The sequence below is a fragment of the Echinicola soli genome, assembly GCF_006575665.1.
Taxonomy (GTDB): Bacteria; Bacteroidota; Bacteroidia; order Cytophagales; family Cyclobacteriaceae; genus Echinicola; species Echinicola soli.
The window spans coordinates 5,147,293-5,167,511 of sequence record NZ_CP041253.1 but is presented as its reverse complement, the minus strand read 5'-3'; the positions used below and the strand labels follow the sequence as shown (position 1 = coordinate 5,167,511).

Below are 20,219 nucleotides of genomic sequence, written 5' to 3'. Positions count from 1 at the left end.
AGGGTTCCCACTAATTTTAGGCCATTATTATTTTTCTGATAAATCGTAACCACACAACACGGGTTTAATAGTGCGGTTACTTAGCAAAAAGGAAAATTACATCCCCGGATCCAATTTGGCCAAAAAAAGGGCGAACAGCTTTATGATTCTAAATGGCAACACTGAGGTGGCTGAAGTAGAATATATTCGAAATGGACAAAAACAAAAAGCGTCAATCAAAAGGTATTTGTTCGAGGATTTTAATATACACTTAGAACTCCACGTTCTGTGAACGTGGTCAGAGATCGTTTTACGGGTTTGCCTAAAAACCGCCCCTTGGTTACCTTTCAAAATGTTGTCCCCACAACAAAAGAAAGTAACCAAATGAGTCGATTCAATAAATTATCCCCTGCCATCTGGCATTGTAAGTATCATTTAGTATGGACGCCTAAATATAGGTATAAAGTGCTGAAAGCAATAAAGGAGGAACTAGAAAATTGTATTCAGCTGTTCAGTGAACAAAAGCGTTGTAAGATAGAAGTGCTTAATGTTCAGGAAGATCATGTTCACATGATCATAGAGGCTCCTCCAAAAGTGTCGATTTCGGAAATAGTAGGCATGCTGAAGGGTCGGACAGCGATAAGGGTGTTTGGCAGGTTTAAGCAGTTGAAGCAGCGCCCCTATTGGGGCAATCACTTTTGGGTCAAGGGATATTGTGTAGACACGATAGGCCTTGACACGGGAATGATCAGACGGTATGTGGAGTATCAGGAGAAGAAAGAAAAGAAGTTTGAAAAGTAAATAAAGTTTAACAGAGGGGACAACGTCTCCCTTGCCTCCTCAGGGGGCAAGGGTAGTTTTATCCCCTTATAGGGGTTATCACAAATCCCCTTCCTTCGGATGGGGATCTTTTAATGATATTTCCCTTCTAGAGCCATTTAGGAATTTCCTTAAATAAACCTGAAACAATCCTGATTTACTCTTTCCTTGCGAATGATGAAATGGATTCCGATGATGTTCCTAACCTTCATAATGTTTCGATTTGTAGTGTTTTAAATAATTTTACCATTTGAGGGCCCTTTTTTCGATCAAATCGAATCTAAAGGGTTCAAAATATATTTCTACAAATAACTTTTAAATACTTGGTTAAAAGTTGGTTATATTAATTATAAGTAAGAAAGATAAGGTTAGCAAAAAATGTCACCTAATTACTCTCATAAACCTTGATTTACATTGGTTTACAGTCGAAATGTTTCAAAGATTCGGAGTGGGCCGTGGCCATGGACAGATCATGGCCAAAATAGAAGATAAAGCACCCAAAGAACTATGGCTTTGACAGCAAGGAAGCACTTTCCAAACTGCCCATCAAAGAACTACAGGACCCCACCAAGAGCGAATGGATGCTCAAGGCCTTCGAAAAAGGCAATGTCTATCCGGTGACCATGGAAAAGGGCGGCAAAGAAGAGATCATGTACGTTTCGGCCAATCCCAAGTTCAAATCGGTCAATGTCTATGATGTCGAAATGAAGATGGTCAAGACCAATGACCTTAAATTGGGCAAGGATCAGGGAAAGGAGGTGAAGCAGGACCAGCAGGAAGAAAAGCAACAGGCCCCAAAGGTGAAGAACACCCCTAAGGAACCAAAAAAGGGGAAAGGATGTAGGAATTTTGTAGTTTTTTAAATGATAAGCACCTTCAACTGAATTGAAGGTGTTTTTTCTTTTCCTAACCTTAGTTTCTTAATTTGTTGCAAATTGCTACCTTGGATTGGACAGACAGGTGTTTTACCAAATAGTGCTCTTGATCACTAATCGACCATAAACCCCAGCGCTAGTGACAGGACAAGGTTAGAGTGGATAGTCAGCCGATAACTTATAAGAAAAGGTCAAAATCACTGTGACTTTAATGCTTATCTGCAAAGTTGTATACTTGGTAAGGGCCGGATGAACTTTAAAAATTATGAAACAATTCCTGATTTTTGTATCCCTAATACTATTGGGCTGTAGTTGCCAGAAAGAGAATGACCAAAAAATGACCATAGAGGGAATGATTACGGGTACCGTACCAGGGAGGATTGAATACACTGTTCCCTTGAACGGGATTACCTACTTCGGATTTGAGAATTCCGTCCAACCTGATTCACTAGGTCATTTCAAAATATCCCTATCGCTGGACAAAGCAAGTTTTATAGAATTATCAAATGGCCATAAGCCATATGGAACCATAATTGCAGAGCCAGGGATGCACTATAATGTCCAAATCAAGCAGGAGAAGGAAAATACCCGATTTACCGTTGGATCAAAGAACAGTAAAGGGCAGGAATTATATAATCAGAATCCCAACCGAAGTATGTTGTCAGGTCACTTTGAGTTGGAAGCCAGGAATTACAGTGAGGATTCCGTACCCGGTGAAATTAAGAAGGGCATTGGAAAAAGCAGATTAAGGAATGTTGCAAAGTACGATAGTTTACTGGATGCAGGCATAATCTCAAAAAGATTCCATGAGTTGGTGATCGCTGATCAGGATTATTTTTATGCTGGGGCCCGAGCGAGTATCGCTTTAATGAACTATCTATTGAGCGAGCGTAATAAAAATATATTAACCGAAGAGGAATATACCCGATTATGGGGGGACACTTTTAAAGAATTTCCCGTTACCGATCCAAATTTAATGCGTTCACCATGGTTTTTTTATTACGTGAAATCATATCTATGGTATAAGGATTTTGTTGATGGGCACGTGGAACCTGAGGAGTTGTCTGAAACCAGAAAACAAGGGTTGATTCACACCCGTCACATTGATTTGGCCAAAAAGTATTTGACCGGAAAGCAACTTGAGTATTATTGCGCTGCATATATTTATTTGGAAGCAATCAACAAAAACTATGAAAAAGAACTGGTTACGATCTTTGAACAATTTGAAAAAGAAAATCAATCCAGTGAATATATACCCTATATAGAATCGGAAATTATACCCATCATTGCTTTTCACCGAAAGCAGGATGAAGCGTTAAATGAGAATACCCATATCCTGGAAGATGCAGACAATATAAATTCGCTTAAAGAAGCCGTGAAATCCATAAATTCCCAAAAAGTTTATGTTGATATATGGGCCACGTGGTGTGGGCCGTGCAAACAGGAATTCAAGCACAATGGCAGATTATATGATCTATTGAACAATGAAAATACCACTATGCTTTATATTTCTGTCGATAAAGATGATAAAGTAGAAAAGTGGAAGGAAATGATAAAATATTATCAATTGGAGGGATATCACCTTAAGGCCAGTAAAGAACTTTATAAAGATTTGAGGCGCTTAAGAGGAAAGGACACTTTTGGAATCCCTTGGCATATTTTGACTGACGGGAATGGAAATGTGATTGAAAAATATGCGGGTCCTCCCTCTGATATTCAAACGTTGGAAAAACAGTTAAAGGACAATTAAAGTGTAGAAATTTATTTTGGGGAGGATCTCAAAAACATCCCAACAACCGAGGTGCGATGAAGGAAATAGGCTGCTGAGAAAAAGAAAAGGGGCAAATACACGGATGTTGCCCCTTGTACAAAACTTAATGTATAATAGCCCATTACCGCATTTCCTTTGGATACAATCTTAGGAACCGGTTATTTATGGTCAGGAACAATTTTGAAGGTCCTGGAAGAACGATAGGTCCTGCCGAGCCAATCGGTGGCCATGACCTCCAAGGTATGATCGCCCAAAGGCAGGTCAGACGGCATTCTTCCCCTCCAGATATGCGAGGAAATCAATGGGGTAGAAGGCCTGATCCCCCAGGGAAGTTCTTCGGCATGGTCCCATTCATAATGGATGTCCAAAAGGAACTTGTCGTATTCAGGGCTTCGTTCAAGCGTTTTCCATTCTCCTTCATCTATCCGGTACTTGATACTGTCCCTTGGGCTGCCCTGAAAGAAATTGACCGATACCTCGCCACGGTATTTTTTGGTCTGGGGTACTATTTTGGGAAGATGGACACTCATTTTCCAATTATTGTTCCCAGATGGCATATACTCATAGCTATAGCTATTTGCTGTGATGTTGAGGAAGGCATATCCTTTTGGTGTGCCATCGCGCATGATACTTGAGGGAGTGCCATAGCTGTCCTTTGGCCCAATATAAATTGAGCCAGAGGTGGCGCCGGGATTGTAATGGTGGTGAAAACCTGCATTGGGCCAGCCCTCTTCAGGGGTGAAAAAGTGATGGTTTTCCGAGTGGGTATGTCCGGAAAGGGAAAGCGAATGGTCATACCCTTGGAGCAGCCCAAAAAGCTTTTCACGATCGCCTTGGATAAACTGGTCGGGCCCCTTTTCAAATTCATAGATGGGGATATGAAAGGCCAGTACAACCAACTTGTCTTTGGGGACATATTTCAGGTCATTTTTGACAAAGGTGAGTATGTCATCCCGAAATCCTCCGATATAGCTTCTTCTTCCATTTGGATCGGGAGAGATGACATCGTCCAGCACGATAAAATGGGCATTGCCATAATTGAAGGCGTAGTTGGCAGGACCAAAACTGGCCTCGTAGGTTTCGTCGGTCAGCTTATCTGTATCGCCAGGATTCATGTCATGGTTTCCCAATATATTGTACCAAGGGATGCCTATTTTGCCAATGCTTGCGATGTATTTAGGAAACAAATGGCGTGCCCCGAGATCCCCCAAGCTTATACCAAAAGCAGCTCCCCTTCCGCCAATGACTTCATCGACGATGGCCTTTTCGAAGTAACCGGCATTGACGAGATCATCTGCCTGAGGATCACCAAATACCAATACCGAAAAATCACTTTCCTCTTTTTGGGAGATAAGCGGGAAGTCCACTGATGTGGGCAGATCACCTGTGGGGGCAACACCCTTTTCACCGGTTTCCGGCGATCCACCTGGTTTATGGATATAATAGAATTGGGGTTGGAAATGATCGTTTACAGGTACGGCGAATCCTGAGGGTTTGATGACCGATACGATCATATCATTGGATGCGGGAAGTATATATTTTCCGGTTTCATCAGTTTGCGAAACTTCTTGGCCATTGGTGACACTGACCGCGGCCAATCCCTTTTCGTTTTGTCCCCTTTTACCGTTTCGGTCCAGGTCTTCAAATACATAGCCGGACACCTTATCCTGCGCATAGGCTTTAAAGGGGAATGGCGTTGCCAGTACCATCAAGAATGTAAAGGCACAAATCATTGGTTTGATCATATACATGTCGTTGTTGTTTAATGCTATTTGTTGGTATACCTTCCATTGGGAAAGCGGTGCTCTGAGGGTAAATCAAATGAAATATGCTCATCAATGCGATTGAACCGTTGTTCTTGTTTTACTAGGTCAAAGGAATCATAAAGCCTATTGGTCGCCGTATAGGCACGGTACGCCAGTTTGTCCCCGTCAATGGTAATGATTTGGTACAGCTGCGCATTTACAGCTGCCCGGTCCATCCACCTTTTCTCTTCCTTTAGTCCATACATTTTGGGGCCTGCCACAGAAACCACGTAAACAGGGCCTGTTTCATTTTCACCAAGGGTTTTTGATTCCATTTGATTGGCGGACCTCCCGTACATATGGTCGTGTCCGGTCAGGACAAGGTCAGCACGGTACTTTTCAAATAAGGGCTTCCAATATTTCCGAAGGGCTGGATAGTCGCCATACCTTCCGTCCCGGGCACTGAATAGGGGGTGGTGAAAGGTGACCACGGTCCACTTTTTGTCATTGCCGGCAAGTGTCCTTTCAAGCCATTCAGTCTGTAGCTTCAACTCCTCTTCTGAAGACAGGGCGACCATGCTGTTGAGCACGATCAGCCGCATGGCGGGATAGTCAATGAAATAAACACTTTCTGAAAGATGGCCCACTCCATTTTCGGGCAGGGCGAACTGCGCTTGCCAAAACGTGGACAGGGTTTTTTCATCCTTGGCTTCTTCCATGCGGTCGTATTCATGGTTGCCGGTTACCGGGACAATGTTCATGGTTTCGCCAACCCTGCCCAGTGCCCCAAACCACTCTGTCCATTGTCCGTCGTTGTGGCCGTTGTCCACACAATCTCCGGCAAAAAGCATAAAGTCTGCACCTGGTGCCTTGCGGTGGCCGGCCCATATCGTACGGGTTCCCCAGGAAAGGATGTCGTTCTGGATATCGCCCAAATAGATGAACTCAAGTGTTGGGTCATCCTTAACCACGGTCTGGAACTGGTTCCAAGGGCTCCAAAGACCAGGTGCTGTTCCGGCACGATACCGGTAAAGCACCCCGGGGGAAAGATTGTCAATCTCGGCGGAATGGTAATAATGCATTTGACCATCACTGCCCGCTACTTGATGGGAGAGGGCTTTGATGCACCTGAGCCCAACCGTATCATAGGGAGCCGCAGTGGCCTGGATGATCTCTACAACAGGGTTTTCAACGGGAACTGAGGTTCGCCATGTGATGGCCTGGGAACGTGCAGGATCATCATAAGGGGTAAGGATGAGGTGTTCAGGAGCCTTGCCTTGCCCATGGGTGTCGGTGTAGCTAAGCCAAAACAGAAAGGCAATAATAACATAAGGTAATTTCATGTGTTCAATGGTTGGAAAATGGGCATAGCAACACCTGCTACGCCCATATGTAAATTAGTATTGTTTGAAATGATCACTGGTTATCGGCGATGTCCCACCACAGACGTGTGGTAAGGTAATCACCGCCCATATTTAATACTGCACTCTCGTAATGTTGACTATTGGTGGCCTTGATTTCGTTGGGAAAAAGGAACCTGACGGGCACCTTTTGGTCGTTGGCCGCGTCGGGTCCAGGTATGACCTCAGGCTGGCTCGTCCTTCTCCATTGCGACCACGCCTCCATGCCTGTATAGAACTGGGAGATCCACTTTTGCAGGTATATTTTCTGAAGATCCCCGGTTGGGTTACCTGAAAAAGCAACATTTTCCTGGGAAAAATAATTGTCCATATCCAAGGACTTCAAAGCGTTGGTGATATCGTCCCAACCGCCAACGGTAGTCCTGTCAGCATAATAGTCAAATGATCCCTTAATACCATTTTTGTAATGTTCCTCGGCATTGCCCGAAGGGAGGATGTTCCGCTGGATGGCCTCTGCAAGGAGGAATTCCACTTCCGAGTAAGTCATGATTACCGTCTGGGCGGCCAGGGGCGAGGATAGGGGATTACACTCTTGGCAAGCATAGAGAATACCCAGACGTGAAATGAAATTGGATCCCGATTTTGCCGGATCACCGGTTGGACTGTAGCCTTCGGAGTCTTCGGCGCTAAGCCCATTCTGGATTCCCGCATAATCATCCCAATCTTCGGAATAAATGTTTTTACCCGAGGCGGAGATGGGTTGGGCGAACACCTTTAAACGGGGGTCGGTCATGGCCTTTAGCCGTTGTTCCAATGTCCTGCTCAGCCGATAGGAGTCAAAGGAACCGACCCTGGTGGTATAGCGGCTTGGCGGGTTTTCGATATCATGTTGTAGCGTGGCCATATCTTCGTTACTTTCAAAGACGGGAAAGCTTTCAGGGTTGCCCACGATTTCACGGATACCTGCTTGGGCAGTTTCCGGGTCCACATCGGAAATGCGCATCAATAGCCTTAACCTTAGGGAATTGGTGAATTTCCTCCATTTCTCAAGGTCTCCGGCATAAAGGATGTCCCCGGAAATGCTGATCCCATCGCGGGACAGGACCTGGTTGGCCAAAACCAAATCATCGATCATGCCCTGGTAAATTTCTGCTTGTGGCGTAAAGGCAGGGAAAAAGTTTCCCTCTGTCTTCCCCTGGACTGCTTCCAAATAGGGGATGTCCCCATAGGTATCTGTTATGAATTGGTAGTTCCAGCATCTCAGGACCAGGCCGATTCCATAATAACCGGAAAGTCCCTCGGCATCTTTGGATACTTCGATAAGGTTGTAGACGTCCCTAAGGGTATTGTACCCTTCGGTATAGGGTTGGGGATTTGGGTTCCACCGGTAGGTGTCATCATTGGTGGATTGGATTTCACCGGCATGTTGGGTAACGACCAGTCCCTCTTCTCCGCCACGTGCCCCCCAGGCACTGGCCGTGGACTTGATGATCCCCGGAAGGAGCAGGTCGGGCGTGGTGGCCACCGGTCTTTTGCTGTCGGTGTTGATATCTTCAAAGTCTGCAGTACACGAAATGCCAAGCAGGCAAATGGCCAAAGTATAAGTGCGATTTAAACGGTTAAGGTACATTTCTGTGTCGGTTAAAAGTTGATGTTGATATTAACGGTGAAGGACCTTGTGCTGGGAAGGGACATGTATTCATATCCCGGATTGAGCGTGCCGCCTTCTACAGAGAGGGTTTCCGGGTCGAAGTGGGGGTTTTCTGTCCATAGGGCCAAATTCCTTCCTGTCAGGGAAACCCTTACATTGTCCAGCGAGAATTTCTCACTGATGGAGGAAGGAAGGGTGTAGCCAATACCAACTTCCCGAAGTTTGATATAGGACGCATCGTACTTCGAAGCCTCTACATTATCACTTTTGTAATAGTTATGGTAATAGGTCCTGGCGCTTACCTTCGTTTCATTGGGCGCATAAACACCCGGTGAGGTTTCCACTACTCCTTCACCAATAAGGCCTTCTTCCCTTCCAACGAGTGTTTCCTTTAGCTGTCCGGCAAGGCTGCCGACCACCTTGGTACGCGAAACAATCATTCCCCCCTTGCGGATATCGAACAAAAAGCCGATATCAAAATTGTTGATCCTAAATTGGTTTTGGATTCCCAGCATAAAATCCGGTGCATAGTCACCTTGGTATTCCAAGCCATCGGTACGGAGAGGGGCTCCACTGGAGTCGTAAATGATCTGGCCATGATATGGGCTGGAATGGTCATCGACCCGTTGGAATCCTCTTCCGTACATGGCACTGATGGAACCTCCCTCTCTGGCCTGTATAAAGGCCTTGTTCTCTACAATGGTATAATCAATACCGCTCAGGTCACTTACCTTGCTCCTGTTACTGGAGTAATTGGCCGTTACGTTCCATTTGAAATGTTGCTTATAAATTGGCCTTGCATTCAAGATCAGTTCGACGCCCCTGTTTTCGACCTTGCCCAGGTTGATGGCACGGTTGCTATAGCCACTGGCAATATCCGAAGGTACATTTAGGATTTGATTGGTGGTGATGTTCTTATACACAGCAATATCCAGTCCCAGGGCATCATCGAAAAACCTGATATCCGCACCTATCTCAAAGGATGAAGTATTTTCCGGCTTTAAGTTGGCATTGGTAATGGTGGAGGATTCACTCAGTATGGGATACCCTGCATAGGTGCCTCCGTTATTGTATACCGGTTGACCGTTGCGGTAAGGATCCGTGTCGTTGCCGACAGCAGCGAAGGCAGTCCTGATTTGTGCGAAGGAAATGGCCTCCGGTAGCTTCAGGTATCGGTCCAACAGCATGCTCAAATTCGCGGATGGGTAAAAGTAGGAGTTGTTGTTGCTTGGCAAGGTGCTCGACCAATCATTTCTTGCTGAAAGCTCCAAAAACAGTTTTTCATCATAGGAAAACCTACCAAAGCCATAAAGGCTGTTTACGCGCCTGTCCTGGTCGCTTTCCACCACTTTTAACTGGGACCGGGCATTGTTGAAGGAATAGACGCCCGGGTTGATCAGCTCATCGGCCATCGTCCGGTTATAGGTTCTTTGTTGGTCCAGCCGGTTTCCGCCTACCGAAAGGTCTACTTTCCAAATACCATTGAAGGAGTTTTGGTAGGACACCAAAAAGTCCGTGTTGATCTCCTCGTAGAAAATATCATCTTCCCTATAATAGCCCCTTGGGAAACGCTGGGTGCTGAAGGCCCTTCTTTTGGTACGCAGGTCCCGGTAAAAATCCCTTCCCGTTCGCAGCATGACCGTAAAGTGGTCCAAAAAATCGTAGGAAAGGTTGATGTTGCCATATAGTCTGTCCTTGTCCTGGGTATTGGTATTTTCATATACGTTGAAATAGGCATTGTCATGGTAGTTGTAATTGTAGTTGAACTGCTGGGATCCTTCCAATCCTTCCTGCCAGTAATTTTTCAGGCTTGCCGTGTTGATCTGTCTTCCGTACCATACCCATAGGTACATGATGTTCTCGGTACCATAACTCACCGATGGCCTGTTATCGCTATCCTGTTTCAGGTAGTTGATACGGGTGTTCAATTTCAATCCTTTTGCCAGGTCCAGGCTGGCCGAGAGGTTGATGTTGTTCCTTTTAAGATCCGTATAGGGGACAATGCCCTTTTGGTCCAGGTTTTGGTAGGCCAACCTAAAACTGCCGAACTTTCCTCCTTTGGATACTGCTATGCCGTTGTTCAGCACCAGTCCTGTCTGAAAGAAATCCCTGACATTGTCCGGATGGGATATCCAAGGGGTGGGGACAATATCAGCATTACTGACATCCACGTCTCCACCACGGGTCCCATCAGTCCTTGGAGAATCAAATTGGGGGACCATCAGGCCGGCATCCAGCCTGGGGCCCCAGCTTTCGTCCAATCCGTCATTGGTGCCACTTCCCGAGCCATCCACAAAGGTGAATTCCTGGTTGTTGCCCTGTCCATATTCATTTTGCCATTCCGGCATGGTCAACAAGGTCTCCACGCCGACACTGGAGTTGAGGCTGACCTTGAGCAATCCGTCAGTGTCCCCTTTTTTGGTGGTGATGATGATGGCACCGTTGGCGGCGCGGGAGCCGTAGAGGGCAGCGGCAGCCGGCCCTTTGAGCACATTGATGGAAGCGATGTTCTGGGGATTGATCTCCCCGGCATCATTGCCGTAGTCCACGTCCCTGGTGCCATCACCACGGGGAGAGAAAAAGCCATTGCTGACAGGAGTCCCGTCCACGACAAACAAGGGTGAATTCTTGCTCAGGTCCAATGAAGAAGTCCCCCTGATCGTAATCAATGAGGAGCCGCCTATCCCGGAGGGACTATTGGTGATATTGACACCGGCAACCTTTCCTGAAAGCCCGTTGACAAAATTTGTTTCCCTGGATTGGGAGAGCTCTTTCGGATCAAGGTCCTGGGAAGTGTATCCCAGTGCCTTTTTGTCCTGTTTGAGGCCAAAGGCCGTAACGACGACTTCATCCAGGCCGGCAACTTCCTCCTGCAGGCTTACCCTTAGTGTTTTTCTCCCATTTAGCGGGATTTCTTGTGACAAAAAGCCGATGTAACTGATGGCCAAGGTCACTTCCGGGGAGGAAACGTTCAAGGTGAACTCCCCCTCGTAATTTGTGGTTACACCATTGGTAGTCCCTTTTTCAACTACAATTGCCCCGAAAAGGGCCTGGCCATTTTCATCGGTTACCGTACCGGAAACGGTAACCGGGTTACCTATTGGGGCAATTCCCGTATTGGAAGGGGAAACAGTATCTTTAACGGTAAGGTAGATCCTGTAGTCCAAGACCTTATATGCCAGGCCAGTGTTGCTGAGGGCAAGGTCCAAGATTGTCTCGATAGGCTGTTCCACCACCTTCAAATCAAAGGAGTGGTCCAGGTCAACATCATCCAATTTGAAAATGAACCGGTAGTCCGAGGACTTTTCTACTTCATCGATGAACCGGGAGAGGGGGATTTCCTTGAAATTTAAGGTCAAGGTTTGTTTCATTTCCAGTTTTTCCCTGGCCTGGAGAGTGGTAAGCATGGACATGAAGATCAGGCTACCTAAAGTTAGTCTGAGGCAAACGCTCGACAATAGGGGCCTGCTTCTTGAAATGTTCAGAAGATTTTTCATACTTTTGTTTTAGAAAACTGTGATTGATCTGTAAAGGTTGACCACACTAATCCAACGGAAAATGTGGCTGCATTTTCCGTTTTTTTATCCTGCGAACTCTCGCATGGAAAGTGGTCTTTGAGGTGTTGAGGTCTATTTTAGTACATGGGCAGGTTGGTTAAAAGGTTAATGGATCGTTATTTTATTCCCTTTGATTTCATAGTTGATGTTGTAAACCAAGCCAAGCTCTTCGAAGACTGTTTCGATGGGGGGCTTTTTTCCAAAACTTGCCTGGAATTTTTCCTCCGAAAGGGCATGGTTTTGGTTGGTGATCTCAACATCATATTGCCGCTCCAGTTTTTTAAGGATATTGTCAAAGCTCATGTTTCGGAATACCAATTCGTCGTCCATCCAGGCGGTATATATTTCCGTGGAAACGGATTCTTGCGAAAGCCCATGGGTACTCCGCTGGAACCTTGCCTTGTTGCCCGGCAGCAGGCGTAGGCTGGAAGGATCCATCCCTTTATGTTCGATGCTGGCAAGCTGGACGGAACCTTCAACAAGGACAACTTCTGAAAATTGGTCCTCACCGTAGGCATGGATATTGAATTCCGTGCCCAAAACTTCTACTGATAATTCGTTTGCCGTGAGTATAAATGGATGAACAGTGTCCTTTGCCACTTTTAAATAGGCCTCGCCGGTAAGTGAAACCTGTCTTTTATTTCCCTTCACGAAGTTAACCGGAAAGGTCAATGAGGAACCCGTGTTCAAGTTGACCTTGGAACCATCAGGAAGGGAAATGGCAAATTTCTTACCGTATGGGACATGAACGGTTTGAAAGGCTTCATTATCAATGGCCATAGAAGGGGAGAAGACCACTTGGTTGCCAAGCTGATTTCCGATTTTATTTCCCTTATGGTCATATATTGATTGGAATTTTCCTGAATTCAGGATCTTTACCGTTCCATCTGGTAATTCAAGGGTTATTTGGTCTTTCCTGGCGGGATCAGGTTCCATGGTACGGATCAGAAAAAGTCCCAGAAGTGATATCCCTACCATCATCGCCGCCGCAACAACAATCCTTTTCCAAACCACTTTTTGTATCCCTGATTTTTGCGGTTTGCCAATCGATCCGTGGATCCGGTTCCAAAGTCTTTTCTTTGATTCCTCCACGTTGGAATTAGTCCAGGATTCCAGGGTATTGGTATGTTGAAATTTTTGGTAGAACCGATAAAGGAGTTGTTTTTCCTCTTCCGAGCAAGTTCCCTTATCCATTTTATCCAATAACCGGTATAGCTTTTTCTCTGACATTTTTTTCCGTTATACAGATAAGGTGCATAACCTCCAGGATACGCACACGCGAATTCCCTTAAAAGGATGGGTTTAACAAACTGATAACCTAGGGGAAATGATTTGATATAACAGGAAGGCTCAAAGAGGAAGGATAAACTGAAATATAACTGCTCCCAATATGGTCTTGAGATACTTAAGGGCGCGGTGTAGCTGGTTTTCCACCGTACGGTGGGAAATATTGAAGTGTTGGGCAATTTCAGGAATGGAATAATGCTCAAAGCGGCTCATCTGAAAAATAATCCTGCACCGTTCGGGAAGGTCATTGATGGCCGTTTCAATGACCGTTGAGAGTTCCCTGTGGTCAAGGTCCAGCTCCACTTCGGGTTCTGTGGACAGACCTGTTAAAAATTGTGGGGAGATGGAGACCCAGCGATTGTTGCGGAGCTTGAGCAAGGCACCGTTCCGAACAGCCCTAGCCAAATATTGTTTTAAATTCCTGATTTCCCAATTTTCCCTTCTCCACCAAAGGTCGGTAAACACTTCATGGAGGACATCCTCTGTCAGGGCTTGGTCATGGAGGACATTATGCACCGATTGGTACAACTGCTCCCAATGACGTTCATAGATTTGTTGAAAGGCCAGATGATTTCCCTGTTTGAGCAGTGAAACCAACTGTTTATCGATGTTTTTTTCGGGCTGTTCCATTTGTTATGGCCCAAATTTAGCCCGGAAATCAAAAAATATTGTTTTACGGTCATTACCTGTTTGTTAATTGTAACCTGGTCTTAAAGTTTTTAAGAATGATAAACCTTCACTATTGTCCTAAAAATATCTTGTAAAGATCATCAACTTTCATGACGGGATAAAAAGGGAAAAGGACGGATACCGGGAAATACCTGCCTGCAGAAAGCTGGGGGAAAAGAAGATGATGGACAACTACAAAAGGATCAAGTCAGCGATCGACGAACTTGTCGAGTCCGAACTCGAACGGATGATGGACAGTCCGGGACTGGCTAAGTTTATTATCCAAAAAAAAGGTAGCTACTTTGTTTTATGCCAGTATTTGGTGGTTGATGAAAGTTGATGGAGGGCGATTATCTGATTTTGTTACAAAGGACATGTGTGGAACACAGTTTTCAGGTAACGAAAATTCCCGGAATTATCTTAATTCCTAATCACCGTAAAATTAATGGTCTTCTGAATTTATTGAAAAAAAACATTAAATCGGTCTTGGTTGGTTCTTATTCAATTATCCCGCAAAGTTAGTCAGCCAGTTCCCATACAGGGCAAGGAACTTCGGCATAAAGCCATTACTGTTTTCCCCGCTTTTTATTCCGATCCTCCTTGCCTTTAATGTCCCCTGCAGCCTGGGGAAGCTTCATAATTAAAATCATTCACTCTAAAACGTTTGTGTTATGAAGCGACAAAGAAAAAATTCCCGCAAAGATGTTTACCAGGTGGTCAACGAAAGGATCATGGCCAGCCTTGAAAGGGGTATTATCCCATGGAAACAGCCCTGGGCGGTGATGGGACTGCCCAAAAATTTCCATTCAGGAAAGGTCTATAAGGGCATCAACCTGTGGTTATTGCTCAGCTGTGGCCATGCCTATCCGTATTACCTTACCTTCAAACAGGCCGAAGGTTATGGGGCAAAGATCAGGAAAGGGGCCAAGTCGGTTCCAGTGGTCTATTGGAACGTTGTCTACCGCCATAAGGAAAGCGGTAAAAAACTGTCCGAGGCAGAGGCACGGAAGCTGCCCAAGGGGACTGTTGACAGAAAGGCATTTCTTAAATATTACAATGTGTTCAATATCGAGGATATCGAAGGGGTGAAATGGGTCATGCCGGAATCCGGTGAGAAAGCACCTTTCCAAACCATAAAGGCCTGTGAGGAACTGTTGGGAAATGCCCCGGACCTTCCTGAGATAAGGCATGGGGAAGCGCAGGCCTATTACCATCCGGCAAAGGATTATATCAATATGCCGGCAAAAGAGCTGTTCAGAAGTGAAAAACATTATTACCAGTGCTTGTACCACGAGGTCGTTCACGGAACTGGGCACCAGAAAAGACTTAACCGAAAAGAGCTATGGGGTACATCCGGTAAGGATAAGAATTCTTATAGCAGGGAAGAGCTGACCGCTGAAATGGGAGCCAGCTACCTGAGCAATCTATGCTGCATCTGGGAGAAGGACCAACAGGAGAATTCCTCGGCCTATATAAAACATTGGCTGGGGCAGCTTAAAAACGACAAACGGCTACTGGTCGAAGCTGCCGGAAAGGCACAGAAAGCGGTGGATTACCTGACCGGGAAAATGGCCTAAAGGGAAAAGGGGGAAGCCCCTTTTTTGGTCATCGTGCATTCGGCGTTCTTTGACCAATGTTGGGGAGACGGGTATTGGATTCCCAAATGACCGCAGTGCAGTCGTGTCACATTTAACCTTTATTAAACCCGTAATAGAAAAAGTTCCCTTTTCATTAACTCGTCTTGATATTGATATGTCGTCATTATTGCTTTTTCTAAAACCTCTTTGAGCGTATTAAAATTATTGGGTTTGGTTATGTACACGTTTGCGCCATTACGAAATGTTTCATCCATGTCATTTTCATTGTCTGATGTTGAATAAATGGCTATGGAAATGTGTTTTAGTTTTTCATTTTTTCTGATTTCTTTCAAACATTCCAATCCATTTTTGCGCGGCATGTTAAGATCAAGGAAAAGCAGATCAGGTAAACGAATGCTCTCCATCTTGAGCCGTTCCATGAGTTGCATTCCGTCATTTACCGTGCCAACAATGGTGTTAATCTTTAGTTCTGAAATTGCCTCGGTGAAAAGAAGTCGGTCGCTTACATCGTCTTCGGCTAGTAGAATGTGAAGTGGTGTGTTTTTCATAGCGGGTTATCTTAATTGTGAAAGATGGATACCTGACTGGTCGGCAGGTATATAGTAAAAATAGCTCCTTTATTCAGTTCACTAGTTGCAGTAATAATGCCATTGTGATTGTCAACTATCTTTTTGACAATAGCAAGACCGATGCCTGTGCCGGGATATTCCTCTTTACCATGAAGTTTTTGCAATACTTCAAATATTTTATTGCTAAATTTTTGTTCAAAACCGATCCCGTTGTCGCTAATGGTGATCTGGCAATACTCTTTTTGGGGAGGAAGTTCCTTAATGTCTAGTTTTTCATACGCAACAATGTGGCTCGATATCTTTATAAGAGGTGTTGTTTCCGGATTGGAATACTTGAGTGCGTTGCCAATAAGGTTGTGCATTAGCTGTCGAAACTGAAAAGGAATGATAAGGACCTCGCAGGTTTCGTTAAATTCTATAATGGCATTTTTTTCAGTAATTGCTTCTTTGAAATCCTCTATTGCTTCATCTATAATGATGTTGAGGTCAATGGTTTTAAATTTTCGCTCGCCGGCACTGAGACTTGAGAAGCCCAGTAGATCCTGGATGAGTTGCCGCATTCGTTCCGTTTCCTGTTGGATAAGACGGAAATAATTTTTGCCTTTATCAGATAAATGTTGTTCTTCTCTTTCTGAAATAATTCCTGCAAAGGTTTGCAATTTGCGAAGCGGCTCTTGTAAATCGTGGCTTGAAACATAGGTAAAAGCTTTAAGTTCTTTGTTTTTATTGACAAGCGATTCATTGGCTTCTTTTAATTCCTGCGTTCTTTTGTTAACGGCTTGTTCTAATCTTGATTTTTCGGCTTTTCGTTCCCTAATTTCTTTCTTAAGTAATTTTTTTTCTCTCTGTTCTTTTTCTACGATCAGGCGTCTTACTTCCGTAATGTCAGAGATGATAAGCAGGATTAGTTGTTCACGATGTGTTTTCTGAACAATACGGCTTGCGTTGAGGGACATTATTTTTTCGCCTAAGCTTGCGAAGGTTTGTTTTACTTCGAAATTATAGATTTGCGTATTTTTTGGGATAATGTCTTCAAGTAATTCGCGCAGTGCGGGAATATCCCATTGTTTGTTTCCCAAATCAAATAAAGGCACTCCCTCGGTTTGTTCTTCGTTAAAGCCGAATGTTTTGTAGAATTTTTTGTTGGCAGATTTTACCCGAAAGTCTTTCCCTAAAACAAGCATGGGGTCATGCATGGTGGAAACAATGGCCTCGGAATATTCATACGATTCATTGAGCAGGTCGATGCGCGTTTGCAATTCCTGATTGGTGGTGGTTAGTTCTTCGTTGGTAGATTCTATTTCTTCTTTTGACGTTTCTAATTCTTCATTGACAGTTTGCAGTTCTTCGTTGCTCGAAACCACTTCTTCGTTGGCGCTTTGCAACTCTTCGGCAAAGGCCTCATGCTCAAGTGAGGCAAAAAGCGAATCGGTATGTGCTGTTGCCAATTGCCGTTCTAACTTTTGTATCCTTCGATCTTTTGTTGGAGAATCATTTTTTCCACTCTTCACCAGATCGGCATATATTTCGGTTTGTTCGTGTTCGGTAAAAACAATCAGGAGCAAGGGCTCGTCCCATTCTATTTCAAGCGGAACGATTTCAAAACTCACAATTCTTATTTTGGAATCTACTTTCATTTCGATTTCCCCTATGCGAATTCGTTCTTTCGATTTAATGACTTTTGAAATAGCATTGCGCAATTCAAACCCAATTTCGGGCCGTGCCATTTTTAAAATATTAAACGTGGCTTTTCCTTTTGGGTGCGTAAGAAATAAATCGGTTGTTCCCCGAAATTGAATAATTTCATGTTGATAATCGATCACAACACTTGCAGGCATAAACTCTGAAACAAGCACTGAATCAATGGTCTTGTCAAGACTTTTAGAATTATCTTTTTGCATGAAATCTCGATTCGCTACGGGGGTATTTCTTTCAGAAACCGGTTGTTTTGTCAATTCGGGAGAAAATTCAGGCAGCCGCTGCGATCCTGAGCGTGTTTTGCGTGAAAATATTTTATATTTTTTATTGGAACTCGAAAAAAGGTTGGTTAACTGACCAATGTTTTCCGATTTGCCAAGTATTAAATATCCGTCGTTGTTTAAAGCATAATGAAAGATGTTTAATGCTTTTTTTTGTGCTGTAGTATCAAAATAAATCAGGAGGTTGCGGCAACTTATAAAGTCAAGACGAGAAAACGGTGGGTCCCGAAGTATATTATGGGGTGCAAACACACAAATATTGCGTATGACTTTGTTCACGCGGAATTTGCCGTCTGTTTTTGTAAAGAAACGTGTGATGCGCGCTGGTGAAACGGTTTCTAATTCCTGCTTGGAGTAAACACCAATACGCGCTTTGTCTATTGCTTGTTCGCTTAGATCCGTTGCAAAAATCTGAATGGGTGTGTTGGTCGTTTGGTTTTCATTCACCTCATGCAGCATCATGGCGATAGAATAGGCTTCTTCTCCCGTTGCACATGCAGGTACCCATATCCGAAGGACTTCTCCCCCTTTTTTTCTTTTTAGTAATTTTGGGAAAAGGTTTTCTTCTAAATATTTGTGCGTGTCGATGTCTCGGAAAAAACTCGTGACATTAATCAATAAATCCTGGTAGAGAATATCGATTTCTTCGTTTTTTTCGCGAAGCAGTTTTGCATACTCATTTAGGGTAGATATTTTGTAGAGCAGCATTCTGCGAAGGATACGCCGCTTGATGGTGTTCATTTTATACACACCGAAATCGACACCTGTTGCTTTATGCAATTGATTGAAGATATTTTTTAAGTCAGGATTGTCCCGATGAATATCGGGCTCAACTAAATCCTCACTTACATTATTTGAAGCATTTTTATTGACAAACGGATGCTTGCTTAGCCTTTCCAACTCGTGGGCAATCTCTTTTGGTGACAAAATATAGTCTGCCACTCCTGCGGAAATGGCTGAGTGAGGCATGCTTGTAAAGGTTGCAGTGTCGTCTTGAGCAAATGTCAATCCGCCTTCATGCTTGATGTCTTTCAGACCAAGAGTACCATCGCTTGCATTGCCCGACAGGACAATACCGATTACTCTTTCTTTTTGCGCCTGGGCAAGTGAGGAAAATAGAATATCAATGGAAATAGCCGAGCTGCTTTCCGAACGGGGAATTAATTTTATATGTCCATCTGTTACTTCAATTCCTTTGTTGTATGGAATGACAAAAACATTATCGGGTTCGATTTTATCCATGTCGTCAATCTCCTGCACTTTCATGACGGTCTTCTTCGATAAAATATCAGTCAGCATACTTTTGTGGTCGGGGCTGAGGTGCTGTACATAAATAAAAGCCATGCCCGTGTCAGAAGGAAGGTGTTTTAACAGTTCCATCATCGCTTCCAAACCGCCTGCTGATGAGCCAATGGCAACAATAGGGAATTGGCCTTGGGATGCAGGTTGGGAATCGGATACGGCGGATTTTGATTTGCTCTTTTTTGTTGTCATTCGGACAATATTTAGGATATTGGAGATCAAGCCGACATCTCCGGGCAAGTTTTACCCTGTAGATTATTTTTCAGTATGATCAGGAATCGTTATAGAAGCGCCTGTAATCATAAAATTTTCTTTGAGGGGCAATGGGTTATTTTTCTGCGATATTAGGGTAAGCGCTTCATAAATAACTTTCTTCAATTGCGAAAAATCACCTGGCTTACAGATGTAATAGTGTGCGGCGTCTCTGAAAACCCGCTTAACTGCTTCCAGCTCCGGAGAAGTGGAAAATATAATGACGGGGAGTTTCTGCAACTTGGTATTTCGTTTTATTTCCCCTAATGCTGCAAAGCCGTTTTTTCGCGGCATGTTAAGATCCATAAAAAGAACATCGGGCAGCATGTCTCCTTTTTTAGTCAGCTCTTCAATCGCCTTTTCTCCATTATGCACAATGGTCAGCTGTGCGGACACAGGCAATTCTTCCAATGCATCTTTGAAAAGAAGGCAATCGGAATTGTCGTCATCGGCAAGAAGTATATTGAGGTTTTGCGAAATCATAATTGAAAGTTAAGAATATATGTGAGAATAGTTATTATTCAAGGAATTACTTTTCATTGTAGCGGAGATAAGATGTAGCAGCAAGGGATTTTCATCCATCTGATAAAAACTCGGATCTGATTTGCCAAATTGTTACTTCTCGGCATGATGAGCATCAAGACACCAGTAAAATTGCTTAGACAAGTTACTGTCTCTTATCCAAACCTTTTCTATCACTGGCAGTTGGGATACGAATTAGTCTAATCCAATGGACTATCAACCGACTGCATAATAAGAGCCGTACGAGGGGAGACCTTCATGTACGGTTCTCTGAGAGGTTTAG

General features: G+C 44.1%; 14 protein-coding genes. 5 read left to right on the top strand and 9 right to left on the bottom strand.

All coding sequences use genetic code 11. The features are described 5' to 3' along the window. Window positions 1-363: 363 nt before the first annotated feature. From tnpA to FKX85_RS19895, 3 genes are all read left to right on the top strand, one after another. Window positions 364-780 carry an IS200/IS605 family transposase gene (gene tnpA / locus FKX85_RS19905; protein WP_141616384.1) on the top strand — a complete coding sequence of 139 codons (417 nt, stop codon included), beginning with the start codon at window positions 364-366 and terminating at the stop codon, window positions 778-780. A gap of 599 nt (window positions 781-1,379) precedes the next feature. Beyond that, window positions 1,380-1,661: a hypothetical protein gene (locus FKX85_RS19900; protein WP_210416880.1), complete on the top strand. Its 282-nt coding sequence runs from the start codon at window positions 1,380-1,382 to the stop codon at window positions 1,659-1,661. A gap of 277 nt (window positions 1,662-1,938) precedes the next feature. Beyond that, a complete protein-coding gene (locus FKX85_RS19895) occupies window positions 1,939-3,423 on the top strand; it encodes a TlpA family protein disulfide reductase (protein ID WP_141616383.1) in 1,485 nt (494 codons plus the stop codon). 179 nt (window positions 3,424-3,602) lie between these two features. Here FKX85_RS19895 and FKX85_RS19890 read toward each other — a convergent pair whose 3' ends face one another. The 6 genes from FKX85_RS19890 to FKX85_RS19865 form a co-directional block, all read right to left on the bottom strand. Further along, window positions 3,603-5,195 carry a calcineurin-like phosphoesterase C-terminal domain-containing protein gene (locus FKX85_RS19890; RefSeq protein ID WP_141616382.1) on the bottom strand — a complete coding sequence of 531 codons (1,593 nt, stop codon included), beginning with the start codon at window positions 5,193-5,195 and terminating at the stop codon, window positions 3,603-3,605. Window positions 5,196-5,212: 17 nt separating this feature from the next. Continuing rightward, on the bottom strand, window positions 5,213-6,532 hold the full coding sequence (locus FKX85_RS19885; protein WP_141616381.1) for a purple acid phosphatase family protein: 1,320 nt from the start codon (window positions 6,530-6,532) through the stop codon (window positions 5,213-5,215). Window positions 6,533-6,605: 73 nt separating this feature from the next. Continuing rightward, window positions 6,606-8,180: a SusD/RagB family nutrient-binding outer membrane lipoprotein gene (locus FKX85_RS19880; protein ID WP_141616380.1), complete on the bottom strand. Its 1,575-nt coding sequence runs from the start codon at window positions 8,178-8,180 to the stop codon at window positions 6,606-6,608. 11 nt (window positions 8,181-8,191) lie between these two features. After that, window positions 8,192-11,608: a SusC/RagA family TonB-linked outer membrane protein gene (locus tag FKX85_RS19875; RefSeq protein WP_210416879.1), complete on the bottom strand. Its 3,417-nt coding sequence runs from the start codon at window positions 11,606-11,608 to the stop codon at window positions 8,192-8,194. A 255-nt stretch (window positions 11,609-11,863) separates the two neighbouring features. Continuing rightward, on the bottom strand, window positions 11,864-12,988 hold the full coding sequence (locus FKX85_RS19870; RefSeq protein WP_141616379.1) for a FecR family protein: 1,125 nt from the start codon (window positions 12,986-12,988) through the stop codon (window positions 11,864-11,866). Between the two features lie 120 nt (window positions 12,989-13,108). Further along, window positions 13,109-13,675, bottom strand: coding sequence for an RNA polymerase sigma factor (locus FKX85_RS19865; RefSeq protein WP_141616378.1), 567 nt, complete (start codon window positions 13,673-13,675; stop codon window positions 13,109-13,111). A 220-nt stretch (window positions 13,676-13,895) separates the two neighbouring features. Here FKX85_RS19865 and FKX85_RS21530 point away from each other — a divergent pair, with 220 nt between their 5' ends. Continuing rightward, on the top strand, window positions 13,896-14,054 hold the full coding sequence (locus FKX85_RS21530; protein ID WP_168196301.1) for a hypothetical protein: 159 nt from the start codon (window positions 13,896-13,898) through the stop codon (window positions 14,052-14,054). A gap of 331 nt (window positions 14,055-14,385) precedes the next feature. Next, window positions 14,386-15,291, top strand: a complete 906-nt coding sequence (locus FKX85_RS19860; protein ID WP_141616377.1) for an ArdC family protein — start codon at window positions 14,386-14,388, stop codon at window positions 15,289-15,291. A gap of 122 nt (window positions 15,292-15,413) precedes the next feature. Here FKX85_RS19860 and FKX85_RS19855 read toward each other — a convergent pair whose 3' ends face one another. From FKX85_RS19855 to FKX85_RS19845, 3 genes are all read right to left on the bottom strand, one after another. Next, a complete protein-coding gene (locus tag FKX85_RS19855; protein ID WP_141616376.1) occupies window positions 15,414-15,860 on the bottom strand; it encodes a response regulator in 447 nt (148 codons plus the stop codon). A gap of 11 nt (window positions 15,861-15,871) precedes the next feature. Next, window positions 15,872-19,354 (bottom strand): CheR family methyltransferase, encoded by a 3,483-nt coding sequence (locus tag FKX85_RS19850; RefSeq protein ID WP_141616375.1) that lies wholly within the window; start codon window positions 19,352-19,354, stop codon window positions 15,872-15,874. A gap of 63 nt (window positions 19,355-19,417) precedes the next feature. Next, the gene (locus FKX85_RS19845) at window positions 19,418-19,897 is read right to left on the bottom strand and encodes a response regulator (RefSeq protein WP_141616374.1); all 480 of its coding nucleotides are present in this window, start codon (window positions 19,895-19,897) and stop codon (window positions 19,418-19,420) included. Window positions 19,898-20,219 lie beyond the last annotated feature (322 nt).